A 16,226-nucleotide genomic window follows, 5' to 3' on the forward strand; every position below is an offset into this window, starting at 1 on the left:
TAAAACCATCTTGTCATGCGAAAATTTATGATAGGTCTGCCGGTGGAAGCGGTCAAGACTTTTAAAAACGCAACTTTTATAATACCTGAAAAAACAACTAAAGTTAGCAACTCGACTTAAATCTCAGAGCCTTTTGGTAAAAAGCAAACGCGACTAAATGCCGCTTTAGCGCATAATAACTTATCTATTTAGTCCAGTACTGGCGATAATAATAGTTTAGCCGACACATCTAAACCATTCAATTTTAGCCATTAAAATCAGTTTATTAATGACTTATGCACACAGCGAAAACCAACCATATCCATGCAAAGAATCAAAAAACATTGAAAAATTCTAATTTTAGTGTATTTTTCCCACAGTCTAGCGCTATTTAATAAAAAGTAACAAATATTGAACACTGTGTTATTTTTATCATGTTATAGTAATTATTGCCTGTAGTGAAAGTACCTATTAACCATTCACTGCAATAATAGGTTAGCAATTAGGGCAAGGCAACGTTTGGCATTTAATGCTACACGACAACAAGGCTGTTATAAATGTTTAACAAAGCGCATAAAAAAACACATAATAAGGCGATTTTTATGTTTAAAAATATCCTCGCAATGATTATTGCTTCTTGTGGATTTTTATTATCAGTTCAAGCTGCAAGCAGTGAAACCAGATCGCTGAAGCTTTATTACATCCATACTCGTGAAAAAGCCGAAATTGTTTTTAAGAAAAACGGTAAATACGTAGATAGCGGCTTAAAGCAACTTAACGTATTTCTGCGCGATTGGCGCCGCAATGAGCCGACCAAAATGGATCCACGCCTTTTTGACCTTATTTGGCAAGTTTATAAGCTTAGCGGTTCTCGTGATTACATCCATGTTGTTTCTGCCTATCGTTCGCCTACCACTAACAATATGCTACGCTCACGCTCTGCTTCTAGCGGCGTTGCGAAAAATAGCCAACATACTTTAGGGCGCGCAATGGATTTTTACATCCCTGATGCAAATTTATCAAAATTGCGTCAGATCGGCTTAAAACAAGAAGTTGGCGGCGTTGGATATTACCCAAGATCAGGCTCGCCATTTGTTCATATGGATGTTGGCAATGTGCGGCACTGGCCACGTATGAGCCGCAGTGAGCTGATGGCACTATTTCCAGATGGTAAGACCATTCATGTTCCAAGCGATGGTAAGCCACTTGCACGTTATCAGCAAGCCATGGCGGAATATAATGCGCGCAAGGGGCGCCCTGCCCAAACTGTTATAGTAAAGGATGAAGGCAACTCAGGTGGCAGTCTATTTGCACGACTTTTTGGTGGCAAAAAGAAAGAACCAGTTCCACAAAGACAAACAGTTATAGCTTCTCGTCCGCAAAATATACGCCCACAGACACCACAAGTTTTACCGCAAGAAGTTGAGCAAGAAGCAATTGATGATATGTTTGATTTGCCAGATGGTGGCGAAGCACCAATTCCATTAGCCTCCCCTGCTCGCACGCCTGAATTACCAACACCAAATGCACCGATGGATAATAATCCTGTGTCACAAGACAACGTAAGCAATTTAATTGCCAGTGCAGATTCTATTCCAGTACCAGGCTTTAAGCCCGGCGATGTTCCTGTATTGGCAGTAGCTGCGCAACCTGCTGCAACTGGTAGCAATGATGCTATCAATGCGGTAAATGACGTAATTGGTGACACCATAAATGCCCAAACAAACCAACCAGGAACTTTAACGCCTTCTACTGATATGGCGACAGCATACAATATTCCTATTCCAACACTACGTCATCAAAAACCTGAAATTGCCCAAAAAGGCGATGAAATTGCTGCAGCAATTGCACGAACGAGCGTAAATCCGCCAAAGGCTGAATCTACACCAAATAAAGCCCCTATTCGTGCTGATGAAGTGCATAATATTATTAATAATACCAGTGAGCTAATCCCGCTACCTGATGAAGATTTAATTGATAATAATGGCGCTACATCACAAGCCAGCAACACAACAAAAAGCCCAGAGATTGATAATAGCCTGTTTGTAGCATCGGTTCCTTCACGACAAAACACTAAAACAAATAGGGTTACAAGTCAGCCCCAAAGTGTCGAGCAATTAATCAACAACAATGAAGACAAGGGCGCAACGCAAGAGCTTCACAAAATTCCTGCATTAGTTTTTGCATCGGGTCTAAAGAAAGAAAAAGCTCAGCCACAAAATGCAAAATTAACCGGACGCGCTATCAACTTTCAAGCTATAGCTCGTATTAACAACTAAAACGAATATATAACGTATAGAGAATAATATTCTTAGCGGATCAGATTTTTATCTGGTCCGTTTTTATTTTTGCAAGACCCAATTTACTGATAAAATGCGATATTTGTTAAAACTCTTCTTGACCTTCCCATGATGGTAAGCCCTATCTTATCACTAAGATGAAAGGGATATAACATGTCCGAAACAAAATCAGGCTCTTTACAACCGCAAAATAGATCAGATCAATTTACCACCAATTTGCCAATTGATGGCATGACCTGTGCAAGTTGCGTGCGCCACGTTGAAAAAGCAATTGGCAAATTGCCAGATATTGATGAAGTGAGTGTAAACCTTTCCACTAATATGGCGACAGTCAAATCGCGCCAAAAGCCAGATATAGCTGCAATCAAGAACGCCGTCGAAAAGGCTGGTTATAACATAGATGAAAAAACACTGGACTTTGATATTGAAGGTATGACCTGCGCAAGCTGTGTGCGCCATGTTGAAAAAGCCTTTAAAAATACCGCTGGCGTGAGCGATGCGAGCGTTAACCTTGCAACAAACCGCGCCCATATTGTCTATATTGGTGACGACAATACGATCGCATCTATGGAAAAGGCGGTAGAAAAAGCAGGCTATAAGGCAACCCCAATATCAGACAAAACACCGCAAATAGACAGACAAGAAGTTGAATCAAAAAGCCTTTGGCGCTCATTTATTACTGCCATTGCTCTAACCTTGCCAGTTTTTATTGTTGAGATGGGTGGCCATATGGTTCCGCCATTTCATCATTGGCTGTTAATGACTTTTGGCGAAATGCCAATTCGGCTATTTCAATTCCTATTAACAACCCTTGTGGTTTTTGGTCCGGGTTTACGTTTCTTTAAAGCTGGTATTCCTGCGCTTTTACGCGGTGCCCCCAATATGAATTCATTGGTTGCAGTTGGCTCGTTTACCGCATGGGGCTATTCAACCCTTGCAACTTTTGCTGGACAAATTTTGCCTGAAGGCGCAAACCACGTTTATTTTGAAGCCGCAGCGGTTATTGTTACCCTTATTCTTCTTGGCCGTTGGCTTGAGGCAGGGGCACGGGGACGCACTAGCCAAGCCATTCGCGCTTTAGCTGGACTAAAACCTAAAACCGCACGGATTGATGTCAACGGCACACCTAAAGACATTGCACTTGAGGATGTGGCCATCGGCGATCTCGTCATCATCCGTCCTGGTGAAAAGCTAGCCGTTGATGGCGTTATTGTTGATGGCGCAACGCATATTGATGAATCAATGATGACTGGGGAGCCGATTGCCGTTGCTAAAAATATTGGCGACCAAGTATTTGGTGGCACGGTAAATGGTCAAGGTGCCTTTACCTATCGCGCTGAAAAAGTTGGCGCAGATATGCTTATTTCGCAAATTCAAAAAATGGTTGAAGATGCGCAAAGCTCAAAGCTTCCTATTCAAGCCATGGTTGATAAGGTGACAGCCATATTCGTGCCAGCCGTTTTTGCGGCGGCTTTTTGTACCTTTTTAATCTGGCTATTTGTTGGCGGCACCAGCCATTTAGGACAAGCTATTGTTGCGGCAGTATCGGTTCTTATTATTGCCTGCCCTTGTGCTATGGGCTTGGCCACACCAACCTCAATCATGGTTGGTACAGGGCGCGGCGCACGCCTTGGTGTTTTATTTCGCAAGGGCGACGCGCTACAGTCTTTAAGTGAAACCAAATTGGTAGCTTTTGATAAAACTGGAACACTAACCCTTGGTAAGCCAGAACTCATTCACTTTGAAACGGCAGAGCCATTTAATAAGGACGAAGTGCTTGCGATGGTTGCCTCAATCGAAGCAAAATCCGAGCATCCACTTGGTAAAGCGGTTATTGAAGCTGCAAAACAAAAACAATTGTCACTTTTAAACGTTGATGAATTTGCTTCCAAATCGGGTTATGGATTAAGTGGCACGGTTGAGGCTAAAAATATTACTATTGGTAATGCTCGCTATATGGAAACATTGGCCATGGATATAATACCACTTACAGAGCTTGCACAAAGCTATGGCAAGGAAGGCATGACCCCATTTTATGCCGCAATAGAGGGCAAGGTTGCCGCTATATTTGGTGTAGCAGACCCAATCAAACCACGCGCAGTTGAAACAATCAATGCCTTGAGCCACATGGATATTGATGTTGCAATGATAACCGGTGATAACCGCCTCACGGCAGAAGCAATTGGCCAAAAACTTAGTATTAAGCATATTGAAGCCGAAGTTTTGCCTGAAGGCAAATTGGATGCCGTCAAACACCTGCAAGAAAAAGCGAAAAAAGTCGCTTTTGTTGGTGATGGCATTAATGATGCACCTGCCCTTGCTACAGCCGATACGGGTATTGCTATTGGCACGGGCACCGATGTTGCAATTGAAAGTGCGGATGTAGTTTTGATGTCTGGTGATCCAGCAGGCGTCATTAATGCCATTGCTTTATCACGCGCAACAATTAAAAATATTAAGGAAAATCTATTTTGGGCCTTTATCTATAATATTGCCCTTATTCCAATTGCAGCTGGTATTTTATACCCATTATGGGGCATTTTATTATCGCCAATGCTAGCCGCAGGCGCGATGGCATTATCAAGCATATTTGTTTTAACCAATGCATTGCGGCTTAAAAACTTCAAACCAGTCATTTAATCATTATTTATCTTTAAAATAGAGGCATAATGCCTCTATTTTACTATATGTGTTTATAACCAACTCACTGTAATTGACAATTGCCTCAAGATTATTCGAAATTAACAATATTAAGGGGATATATCATGGCATTGCATTTAGTTGATAAAATCGCAGAATTTTTAACAAATAATCCAAATCAAAAATTTACCGCGCCAGATATTGCCAATTGGATTTACCAAACTTATCCTGATGAATGTAAGGTAAAACAGAAAAATTCTAAAGCAATCAAAATGCCGCTTGATTCACCAGAAGCGTTAATCCAGCAGCTCATAAGAGAGATTAATGCTAGTCGCACTCGAATTGAGAAAAAGAATATTAAGCTAACCGAAGGTCGCCCGCGTAAATTTTATTTTACCAATGAAAGTGATCATACGGAAGTTATAAAGGCGGAAACCATTAAAGCACCTAATCTGGAAAATGAATTAGCAACGATTTTAAGCGAACATGCACTTTACCCTTTATTAGCTGATTATTTGACCCAAGAATTTGGCATCTATAGCAAACGCATAAATGAAAAGCGTTCTTCTAACAAACGCAGTCCCAATGGTAACAAATGGCTTTATCCCGACTTGGTTGCCATGGAAAATCTCAGCAAAGACTGGAATCAAGAAATCAAAAATTGCGTTAAAGAATACTTTGACAAGAAAACACGACTTTGGTCTTTTGAAGTTAAAATTTTGATAAATAGCTCTAACGTTCGCGAAGTGTTTTTTCAAACGGTTAGCAATTCATCTTAGGCAAACGTTGCCTATCTTGTGACCGGACGAATAAATCCTGATGCACTTGATGAAATAAGAATTTTATCAAGCCTACACGGCATTGGACTTATTATTTTGAATAAGGATAATATCAGCGAAAGCCAAATTTCAATACCAGCGCGCGAAAAAAGCGAAGTTGATTGGAATAGCGTTAATAGGCTTGTTATTGAAAATAAAGATTTCCGTCAATTTGTTAAGCAAGTCAGGCATTTTTATCAAACTGGCAATATTAATAAAAACGACTGGATTAAACCAACAGTCTATGAAGACGACTAGCGCTTGATAAACGCTTAAACATCGCGCAATGCTTCAGCTGTGCGCAAATCAACCGATACCAATTGCGATACGCCCTGCTCGCCCATCGTCACACCAAATAGCCGATCCATGCGCGCCATGGTGATTGGGTTATGGGTAATGATAACAAAGCGTGTATCGGTTAATTTGGTCATTTCATCCATGAGGTTGCAGTAACGCTCGACATTATGGTCGTCTAATGGCGCATCAATTTCATCAAGCACACAAATTGGCGCAGGATTGGTTAAAAACACTGCAAAAATCAGTGCCATTGCCGTCAATGCCTGTTCACCGCCAGATAACAGCGTCATAGTTTGCGGCTTTTTACCAGGGGGACGTGCTAAAATCTCAAGCCCTGCATCCAATGGATCATCAGACTCAATTAATTGCAATTCCGCTGTACCACCGCCAAACAAATGGGTAAATAATCGTTGAAACTCGCTATTTACCTTAGTGAAAGCTGCAAGCAGGCGTTCTCTCCCCTCGCGGTTTAGAGCATGAATGGCTTGGCGTAGTTTTTTAACCGCTTCAATCACGTCATCGCGTTCTACCGTCATTGAAGCATAGCGTTCTTGCAATTCGCTACTTTCTTCTTCTGCCCGTAGATTAACAGCACCCAAGCGCTCGCGCTCAATACGGGCACGATCAAGATCACGCTCTAAATCAATAATATCTGGCATGGTATCAGACAGGTTAAAACCAGCCATTTTTAGCGTTTCTATCGGCTCAACATTTAGCGTTTCCCAAATACGTGTTTCAATATCTTTACGCTTATCAATCGCGGCATTAAAACGCTCTTCATTACGGGCGCGTTCCTCCCGCGCATGAGAAAGGGCTTGAATGGCATTGGTTGCCTGAAGATCCAATCGATTTTGGGTATTTTCAGCAAGTGCTAAAGCATCACTAACCGACTTGACCTCATCTTCTGCCTTAGCGATAAGTTGGAATAATCTATCGCGCCGCTCGTCAAAATCATCTGGTGCACTGGCAAGATCCTCCATTTCCATCATGGCTTCACTTACCCGCTCTTGCAAATCTGCAAATTGCTGATTGCTAGCGCTTAAACGCGCTTGCCAAGTTTTACGCTCTGGCGCAATAGCCTCCAAGCGCCGTTGTCTTTGTAAATTATCCCTTTGCCAAGTTTCAAGGCTAGAACGCAACTGTGCAAGCATTGCGCGCTCGTTTTGCAACAGCACATGAAGTGCAGCAATTTTAGCATCTAATTCATCAAGTGGTGCTAGTTCTTCTAGCTTAATTGCCACCTCTTCATTTAAAACAGCGTTTTCTTCCAGTTCCAGTTCAAGGCGTTGGTAATTTTCCTGTAAATGATTTAAGCGGCTAAGACGCGCATTAAGGCTAATTTCAAGTTCCTTTAGCGCTGTCTGCTTTTGGCTATGGCTATCACGTATTTGGCGCAAAGCTGCACGGCATTCTTTTTCTTGGCTTAATAATTCTTGCAATTGCTGATAAGCAATTGCTTCATCGCTTTTTGCACGCTCTCCTTGCTGTTGGCTCTTTAAAATAAATTCCTGTACTTCAGCAAGCCGATTTTTTTGTGCCAAACGTTGCGCGCTAGCCGTTGGTGCATCTGCCTTAGCAACCAAACCATCCCAGCGCCAACATGCTCCTTCACGGCTTACTAAAACTTGCCCTAATTGCAAATCTTTTTGCAAGCTATCACCATCATCTGCTTTCACCAAGCCGATTTGCTTTAAGCGGCGCATCATATTATCTGGTGCTTTAATATAATCTGCAAGGGGTTCACAGCCAATTGGCAATTGTGGATCTGCACCACTAAACTTTAAATCGCGCCAAAATAGCAAAGCATCTTCATCAAGGGCGGCTTGCAAATCATCACCAAGCGCTGCGCCCAATGCTGATTCATAGCCTTTTTCAACGCTTAAATGCTCAACAACAGTATCTCCGCCATTTAATGAAGATGCGGCTATAACTTTTTCAAGCGTTCGTGCTTCTGCTTCAAACCCGCTTAATTGCCGCTTTAATTCATCATGATTTTTGCGGCACTGATCATAATTATTTCTCTTTACCCCTATTTCATCTTCAATTTGCGGCAACTGCTCTTCAAGGCTATCTAATTGCTCAACTATCGATTCTAACGCCTCGTTTAACTCATCAGCTTGCTGTTGACTTTCAGTCTCTTTTTCCAAAGCCGCAATCGAACTTGCCAATGCTTGCAAGTCTTGGTTTAATTTATCACGACGACGACCAAGATCAGATAATAGACGTTGCAATTGCTGCTCGCCTGCATTTAACTCGGCACGTTCCGTATTAAGCTTGGCAAGATCCGCCTCTTTGTTTTGGGTAACTGATTGTAAATCTTCATATTGGATGCGCAGTTCTTCTTCCTCTGCACCGCCATCACTTTGAATATCTTTTAGCTTTTGCTCTTCATTATCAAGGCGGTTGATAAACTGCTTATATTCAGCAATTAACCCTTCTTCGCGTATAACATCGCGTTGTAATTGCTCTATACGCCGCATTAACTCCGATTGTCGATGGAGGCTTCTTGATTTTTCATCTTCCAGTGCTTGCACTTCCAAAGTAATGCGTTGGTGGCCTGCCCTCGCCTTGGCCATATTATCACGCAATGGCGCTAGAAGAGTTTTATTTTCCGCCTGCTCGCGTGCAAAGCGCATTTGCGCTTCCGCTTCTGAGCCAACTTTCAAAGTGGCTTTAGTTAAAGCCGCTTCCATTTCAGCTTCTTGGCTTTTGGCTTGCGACCAGCGCAAATAGAATAGGCCGGCTTCTAACTGCCTTATCTCAGCCGACAAAGTTTTAAAACGATTGGCTTGCCGCGCTTGACGCTTTAGGCTTTCAATGCGGCTGCTTACATCCGCAACCACATCATCAAGCCGCTCAAGATTGGTTTCTGCGGCACGCAGACGCAATTCAGCCTCATGGCGGCGGCTATGAAGCCCAGAAATGCCAGCAGCCTCTTCCAACAAAGCACGACGTGCTTGTGGCTTTGCTTGGATAAGCTCGCCAACGCGCCCTTGTCCCACCATGGACGGTGAACGCGCACCGGTAGATTGGTCCGCAAATAGCAATTGCACATCTTTAGCACGCACTTCTTTGCCATTAACCCGATAGGTAGAGCCTGCACCGCGTTCAATACGGCGCGAAACCTGCAACTCATCGGCATCATTAAAACCGCTTGGTGCGCTATGATCGCGATTATCAAGATATAACGTGACTTCAGCAAAATTTCTTGGTGGGCGTGTGTTATTACCAGAAAAAATAACATCATCCATGCCTGAGGCACGCATGTTCTTATAGGAATTTTCACCCATAACCCAGCGCAGCGCCTCGACAAGATTAGATTTGCCACAGCCATTCGGGCCAACGACACCTGTTAGCCCGCCCTCGATGAAAAACTCCATCGGTTCGACAAATGATTTAAATCCAACCAGTCGCAGCTTGCTAAACTGCATATAGCGCACCCACCATGCTTATCCTGCTTACATATTTCTTGTTTGTTTATTTTATAGCTGCTACACTATTTAATAGTAAAATGTAACTTAAATAGTGTGGGTTATTGGCTGTTAACCGTTAAACAAGCAGCTATAAACAAATATTACTCAACAAATTCTAAAATTGCACCATTGGCATATTGTGGATCTATATATATTGTTTGATATGGCGTTTCATGCCAAACAATATTTTGCGCTTCCAATAGCTGCTTTACCTTGCCAAGATTATCAACTACAATAGCAAAACCTGCATAGGCCTGTTGCGGTAAATCATCAAAATTAATATGGCCAAAAATACGGCTTAGCTCATGAGGGGGGAAGAAAACCAACTGCGCTGAATTTTCCCCCGTTGCAAGCTTAAACAGATCACCTTCTTGCACAATACTACTATTTGCAAATAATGAAGCATAAGCCTGTGCGGTATGATAGGCATCTTTAGATGCAATATAAATTTTTCCTAGCGCCTTTGCGCCATTTTCATGCTGCATCAAATGAGGTTGCCAAACTGTATTTTTAGTTTTTTGCTCACATAAAAAGAAAATACCATTGGGGACATGTTTTGGATCGACCGTTACGGTTTCAAAGGCAGCAATATCTTTCTCGCCATTCGCCATAACAACTGGTCTTGAAAAACTTTGTACATCGCCAACATCAATACCAAGCGCTATTAAAGCGTCATGTGCGCGTTGCGCATTGTCAATACGCCCAACAACAGCGTGTAAGCCTTCGCCTTGGCTAGAAAGCTTTCTGCGCTGCAAATCACTTAATGGTGTTTCACTCACCACACCTAGCAGCTCAAAATAATCATGGCTTAGCATAATTGTATAATTGGCAGTTCCCATATGGCTAGAGTGTAAACCACGCGGGCTTAACGTAAAGCCAAGTTTTTTGTAATCTTGCGCAGCCTTTTCGAGATCATTTACAAGAAGATAACAATGATCAATACCTTTAACCGGATGTGTCATACTCAAAAACCCTTTAAACAAGATTGTAATAGCTAACGCCATTATATAGCGTATAGATATTTTTAGTAAAATAAAAATCCCGCCATAAGCAGTGTTATAGCGGGATTTTAAATATTATGCAGAATTATGCTTCTGCTAACTTTTTACGTAGATATTATTGTGCTTCACCCTTTGGTGCGTCATTCACACCGAGTTCTTGAAGTTTGGAATCTAAAATAGCTGACATTTTGTCAAAGCTCAAACTTCCTTCAATTGGATCACCATTGATAAAAAATGTAGGCGTTGCCTTGACACCAAATTCTTGATTGCCACGTTTTAAATTCGCCTGCAAACCATCAAGCACTTTCTGATCGCTTAAACAGGCTTTGAATTTTTCATCATCAATACCAGCAAGCTTAGCAAGCTGCTTAAGTGGTGTTTCAGCGTCTTTAACAAATGCCCATTCGGCTTGCTTTTCAAACAATAATTGAATGAATGGGAAATAACGATCTTCAGGCACGCAGCGTGCTAACAAGAAACCTGCTGCAGCACGTTCGTCAAAAGCAAATTCGCGAAAAACGATACGTGCTTTACCAGTATTGATATATTTTTCGCGAATTTGTGGCAAAGTATTTACAACAAAATCCGCGCAATGGCTGCAAGTCAACGATGCATATTCAACGATAGTGATTGGCGCATTTTCATCACCCTCAACCATATCCTTCATCGCACCTGGCTTTAGCAATTCTTCAGCAGCGACATGGATTAATGGCTTTTGCGCATGTTGCTGCTCTGTTGCACTTTGTGCAAAAGCAAAACCACTTACACCACCTAAAAAGATAGCTGTTGCAGCAGCAAGTGAAAGGAGATGTTTTTTTGTGTTAATAATGGCCATATGACTTCCCTTTAAATATATTCAAAGCTTGTACCAATAATAATCTAAGCCTTGTAAAACGCAATTTAACTTGCTTGCCTATAGCGTCAAGCACTAGTTGATAAACTAACTGTCAAATAGAACAGGACAATAGAAAGCCATCAACCTAATATGTGTCCCTAACTATTACCCACCTTAGCAGTTTTATTCATTGTGTCACATGCTATTTTATTAAAAAAAATTTAGCAAAAAGAAACTGAAGTACGATTAAGCGCTTATTGTGACTATTTTGCGTTAGCACTCTTTGATAATATGTGGCAGCCAAGCTCTGTGAGGCATTTGCGCAATCGGTCCGAACCAATATCCGCAGTATTTTTTTCCACTTTCGCAATACACGCCTTGTCAATAATTTTAGGAGGAAGCTGTCTCTTTTTAAAAGACGAAACCGGCTTTTGTTCAATTTTCAAACGATCTATCGCATGAAAGCCAAAGAAAGCATTGACCTTTTGGATAATTTCCATGCTTTGGTGTTGAATGGACATTGCAGAAAAGCCTTCACAAGCTACCAATAGCGTTGCAGGCTCATAAGAATCATATTGGGAAACACGCCGCCGCCAATTAATTTTTAATGGCAAGCAGTTATTTGCTATATCATCGCCAACAATTTGCGACCAGGCCTCAATCAGTTCTATACCAATTCCTGCCCTTTTACGTAATAATGGGTCAATCAAAGGCGATGCAGTATCAGCAAGAGGTGTAAAACCAAACTTTTTATGTTTGTCAGGCTGCACTTTAAAAACCACCTTACTGCATTATAATAAATTAAAAACAAATGACATAACACGACTTACATCTGTTAAAGCCAATATTTCATATCATAAGTAAAAAAATAAGCATCGAATTTTAGTGCAAATGATATTTAAAATTACTCTTTATGGAGAGTAGCAATTGCCGGTTAACAAATGCTGTGCTTTTAAAAAAGCAAATAACATAAGCCAATGTAAAACAAAGAATTAAGTGGTACGCCCAAGGGGAATCGAACCCCTGTTTCCGCCGTGAAAGGGCGGCGTCCTAACCGCTAGACGATGGGCGCCCAAGCAGTGATTGCGCTTATAAACACAGATTTTAAAAACCGCAAGTCGTATTTTAGAAAAAATTCAATTTTTTTACAAAATGTGGATATCTTTTTTAAATTTGCAAAAATTTTGTGCTAAAGCGCCAGATTTCAAGTCAGCATCTGCCATAAGCAGCATTTAAAATAACTTTACTAGAAAATGCGCTCAGCTATTGCAAAATGCGATAGGGCAATAGCTGCTGCCGTTGCAACATTTAGGCTATCGAAATCAGCGGCCATTGGTATTCTTAACGTGTTAAATCGTTGCAATATTTGGTTAGGAAGCCCCTCGCCCTCGGTACCAAATAGCAAAGCAGTCCGCTTTGCCGGCTGACTATTTAATAATTTTTGATGAGATGATGGGCTAAAAGCAAAAACCTCAAAGCCAGCATTTTGCACCCGATCAATGATATTAAAAATATTACCGCTTTTAATATGTGGCACTTTAAGCGCAGCTCCAACCGACACTCGGATGGCCTTGCGATAAAGCGGATCACAACAAGTTTCATCTAAAACAACACCATCAGCTCCAAAGGCCGCGCTATTTCTAAAAATACCACCAATATTATCATGGTTAGAAATACCACATAAAAGCACCAGCAACGATTGTTCTGGTAAATTTTCCATAAATTCATCAAGTATTGCGGGGCGTTTTCTCTGTCCTATAGCTAAAATACCGCGATGAAGGTGAAAGCCTGCAATTGCATCAATAACATCTTGGCTTGCCACATAAATTGGACATTGAACTGTGTTGCTTTCTAATAAAGATATAAGCCCGTTTAAACGATTTTGCGCAATAAGAATCGATTGTGCCTCAAAAATCGGTGAGTTTAATAAAACATTTAAGACAACACGCCCCTCAGCAATAAAAAGATCATTGCGACCAACAAGATCCCTTTCTTTGATATTTGTATAGGAGGCGATACGAGCATCACTAGAGCTTTCGATTGCGATATAATTTATTTGCGCCATATTTAAATCTTTTATTTTGCGAATTAAAAGCTAAGAAAGTAACGATATCTTTACGGCAAATCTATCACCTTTTTGCTGCAAATTGCGAGTCCTTGGAAATAGGAAGCACTACGTAAAACATCAATGCTAACAAAAATAAACCATATATGAGCTATAGATAAAATTGCATTTATTAAATATTTAACATATTTTTGTGTTGTAGGAATCCAGCTTCTTCCAAAACAGGCGATTTACTTTTGGTATAGCAATATTATGAATTTTGCACCAAATAACTTTTGTGCAATTGAAAAGCATTTAATTATGCTCTTAGTGAAAATACGTCGATAAACACGACCTACATCCTTATCGCTCTTATCGTTAAGACCGCATTGAAATATTATAGAGGTGGATAGTAAGAGCGAAAAATCCTTATTTATCTATATTATCGCAAGATATTTGGTATAATTTTTTGCTCTTCAAATTTATATAAGACGAAGCTTAATCTATATGCGCGTCACTCTGTATATACCCAATAGATAACTATTTTGAATTGCGGCAAAATCACGATCAAAAAGTGATTTTGGTATTTGCATATTGCTTCCTCTTATAACAAAATCTAAAAACTTTAAGTTTGGTCATATTTAGATAAAAACTAAGACCAACTTGTATATTAAACAAGCATGTAGCATCACCATGCAGAGGTAAAAGCCAAAAATTTAAATCTGCCGCTATTATGATTCCTGTCAAAATAAATTTTGCGCATAAAAAAACACCTGCTGCGGGAGGAGGTGCAGCAGGTGTTTGAATTGAAAACCGACTGGGAGGAGGAGGAGATGTCGATCTTCCAAAATTTTCAGGGCTTGGGAGGAGGAGATAAGCCCTGAAAAAACTCTAAAACATCAATTTAATGTTTGTATTGCATTTAACAAGCTCTCAACTCATAAGCGAGCGCTTTAATTAAACTTTAATTAACGTGTTGCGCGACGAGCAATTAATGGAATCTCAGCGCGATTAATGCCAAGATCATTAAGCTCACGATTAGAAAGACGGCTTAACTCGTTAACCGTTGTACGGTAACTACGCCAGTTATTGAAAGAGCGTACCAAATTCATTTTTATCACCTAGATATTGTTTATTATGCTTTATTGCTTTGTTAGGTAATATATAGGCCTATCGTTCAATTTTGAGTAGAGCTAAATTTGCATGGCTGCCCCACCGATTTGGCAAAGATAACGCAGCAAACAAGAAAAACCTCAAGCACCTTAATACAAGTGGAGGTTTAACGCATAAAACGATCTATCATTTTCCAAAGCGCACCTAAAAAGATGGTTAGATGCGCTTTTTTAGACACCTAACGAGGCAATAAAGTTGACCCCATAAGGTATTTATCAATTGCGTGGGCAGCTTGGCGCCCTTCACGAATAGCCCAAACCACCAAGGATTGACCACGGCGTACATCACCTGCAGCAAAAAGCTTATCAATACTGGTTTGATAATCGCGGTCATTCGCATTAACCGAACTACTGCCACGGCGGTCAACATTAATATTTAATGCATCACCAAATTCGTTAAGCACGCCTTTTTGATAAGGACCAGAAAAGCCAATAGCAATGAAAGCAAGGTCAGCGCGGATAAAAAACTCGGTTCCAGCAATGGGTTTGCGCTTTTCATCTACATGGCAGCATTTAACATGGGTTAAATTTCCCTCTTCACCAATAAATTCAAGCGTTGCCACCTGAAACTCGCGAATAGCTCCTTCAGACTGGCTAGTTGAGGTGCGCATTTTGGTTGCCCAATAAGGCCACACAGCTAGCTTATCCTCTTTTTCAGGTGGTTGCGGACGAATATCCAACTGCGTTACCTTAACTGCACCTTGGCGAAATGCAGTCCCAACGCAATCTGATGCGGTATCACCACCACCAACAACAACCACATGCATACCGTCAGCGACAATAGCAGGCGATGGCCAGCCAACAGAATCGATATTTTCGCGACCAACACGGCGATTTTGTTGGACTAGATAATTCATAGCATCATGAACGCCATAAAATTCTGAACCTGGAATACCTGCAGGGCGCGGCGTTTCTGAGCCACCGCAATAAAGCACCGCATCATATTCATCGAGCAACTCCTTAGCGGGCTTATTGACACCAATATTGATACCGCAATGAAAGGTTACCCCCTCGCCCTTTAATTGATCCAAACGGCGATCAATTAACAATTTCTCCATCTTGAAATCAGGAATACCATAGCGCAGCAAGCCTCCTGGACGGCTTTCACGCTCATAAACATCAACATTATGACCAGCGCGCGCCAATTGTTGAGCTGCTGCCATTCCTGATGGACCAGAACCGATAATAGCAACGCTTTTACCAGTCCGCATGGCCGCAGGTTGCGGATTTAAAAAACCAAGTTCATAAGCCTTATCAGCAAGCGCCTGTTCAATTGTTTTAATATTAACTGGCGCATCTTCCAAATTAAGCGTGCACGATTCCTCGCATGGCGCGGGGCAAATACGGCCCGTAAATTCTGGAAAATTATTGGTAGTGAGAAGATTGCGAATAGCTTCTTCCCAACGACCATTATAGGTGAGATCATTCCAATCTGGGATCTGGTTATGGACAGGGCAGCCTGTTGGCCCATGACAATAAGGCACGCCACAATCCATACAACGGGCAGCCTGTTTCTTTACTTCATCAGAACTTAACGGAATAGCAAATTCGCGAAAATGGCGAATACGATCCGCCGCTGGTTGATATTTTTGCGACTGGCGGTCAATTTCAAGAAAACCGGTAACTTTTCCCATAATGTTTTATCTTTCTTTAATCTGCATTAGGCG

At 41.3% G+C, this 16,226-nt stretch carries 11 protein-coding genes and 1 tRNA gene; 4 read left to right on the forward strand and 8 right to left on the reverse strand.

Annotated elements, in window-relative coordinates:
* Positions 1–602 precede the first annotated feature (602 nt).
* From N6A79_RS07390 to N6A79_RS07405, 4 genes are all read left to right on the forward strand, one after another.
* Positions 603–2,258 (forward strand): DUF882 domain-containing protein, encoded by a 1,656-nt coding sequence (locus N6A79_RS07390; protein WP_442784278.1) that lies wholly within the window; start codon positions 603–605, stop codon positions 2,256–2,258.
* A gap of 174 nt (positions 2,259–2,432) precedes the next feature.
* Positions 2,433–4,919 carry a heavy metal translocating P-type ATPase gene (locus N6A79_RS07395; protein WP_268545442.1) on the forward strand — a complete coding sequence of 829 codons (2,487 nt, stop codon included), beginning with the start codon at positions 2,433–2,435 and terminating at the stop codon, positions 4,917–4,919.
* Positions 4,920–5,044: 125 nt separating this feature from the next.
* Positions 5,045–5,698 (forward strand): hypothetical protein, encoded by a 654-nt coding sequence (locus tag N6A79_RS07400; RefSeq protein ID WP_268545443.1) that lies wholly within the window; start codon positions 5,045–5,047, stop codon positions 5,696–5,698.
* A gap of 18 nt (positions 5,699–5,716) precedes the next feature.
* Positions 5,717–5,995: an HrgA protein gene (locus N6A79_RS07405; RefSeq protein WP_268545444.1), complete on the forward strand. Its 279-nt coding sequence runs from the start codon at positions 5,717–5,719 to the stop codon at positions 5,993–5,995.
* 14 nt (positions 5,996–6,009) lie between these two features.
* Here the strand turns inward: N6A79_RS07405 and N6A79_RS07410 are convergent, their stop codons facing one another.
* From N6A79_RS07410 to N6A79_RS07445, 8 genes are all read right to left on the reverse strand, one after another.
* A complete protein-coding gene (locus N6A79_RS07410) occupies positions 6,010–9,465 on the reverse strand; it encodes a chromosome segregation SMC family protein (protein ID WP_268545445.1) in 3,456 nt (1,151 codons plus the stop codon).
* A gap of 143 nt (positions 9,466–9,608) precedes the next feature.
* Positions 9,609–10,469, reverse strand: a complete 861-nt coding sequence (locus N6A79_RS07415) for a VOC family protein (RefSeq protein WP_262078075.1) — start codon at positions 10,467–10,469, stop codon at positions 9,609–9,611.
* A gap of 154 nt (positions 10,470–10,623) precedes the next feature.
* Positions 10,624–11,343, reverse strand: a complete 720-nt coding sequence (locus N6A79_RS07420; protein ID WP_262078076.1) for a DsbA family protein — start codon at positions 11,341–11,343, stop codon at positions 10,624–10,626.
* Positions 11,344–11,606: 263 nt separating this feature from the next.
* Entirely contained in the window at positions 11,607–12,113 is a 507-nt protein-coding gene (locus N6A79_RS07425) for a DUF721 domain-containing protein (protein ID WP_262078077.1), read from the reverse strand.
* Positions 12,114–12,340: 227 nt separating this feature from the next.
* A tRNA-Glu gene (locus tag N6A79_RS07430) sits at positions 12,341–12,415 on the reverse strand.
* 174 nt (positions 12,416–12,589) lie between these two features.
* A complete protein-coding gene (locus N6A79_RS07435; RefSeq protein ID WP_442784223.1) occupies positions 12,590–13,408 on the reverse strand; it encodes a TrmH family RNA methyltransferase in 819 nt (272 codons plus the stop codon).
* 947 nt (positions 13,409–14,355) lie between these two features.
* Positions 14,356–14,499 carry a DUF1127 domain-containing protein gene (locus N6A79_RS07440; protein WP_268545446.1) on the reverse strand — a complete coding sequence of 48 codons (144 nt, stop codon included), beginning with the start codon at positions 14,497–14,499 and terminating at the stop codon, positions 14,356–14,358.
* Positions 14,500–14,738: 239 nt separating this feature from the next.
* Positions 14,739–16,193: a glutamate synthase subunit beta gene (locus N6A79_RS07445; RefSeq protein ID WP_268545447.1), complete on the reverse strand. Its 1,455-nt coding sequence runs from the start codon at positions 16,191–16,193 to the stop codon at positions 14,739–14,741.
* Positions 16,194–16,226 lie beyond the last annotated feature (33 nt).

Origin of the sequence: Bartonella sp. HY761 (assembly GCF_026743145.1) — a bacterium.
Classification (GTDB): domain Bacteria; phylum Pseudomonadota; class Alphaproteobacteria; order Rhizobiales; family Rhizobiaceae; genus HY038.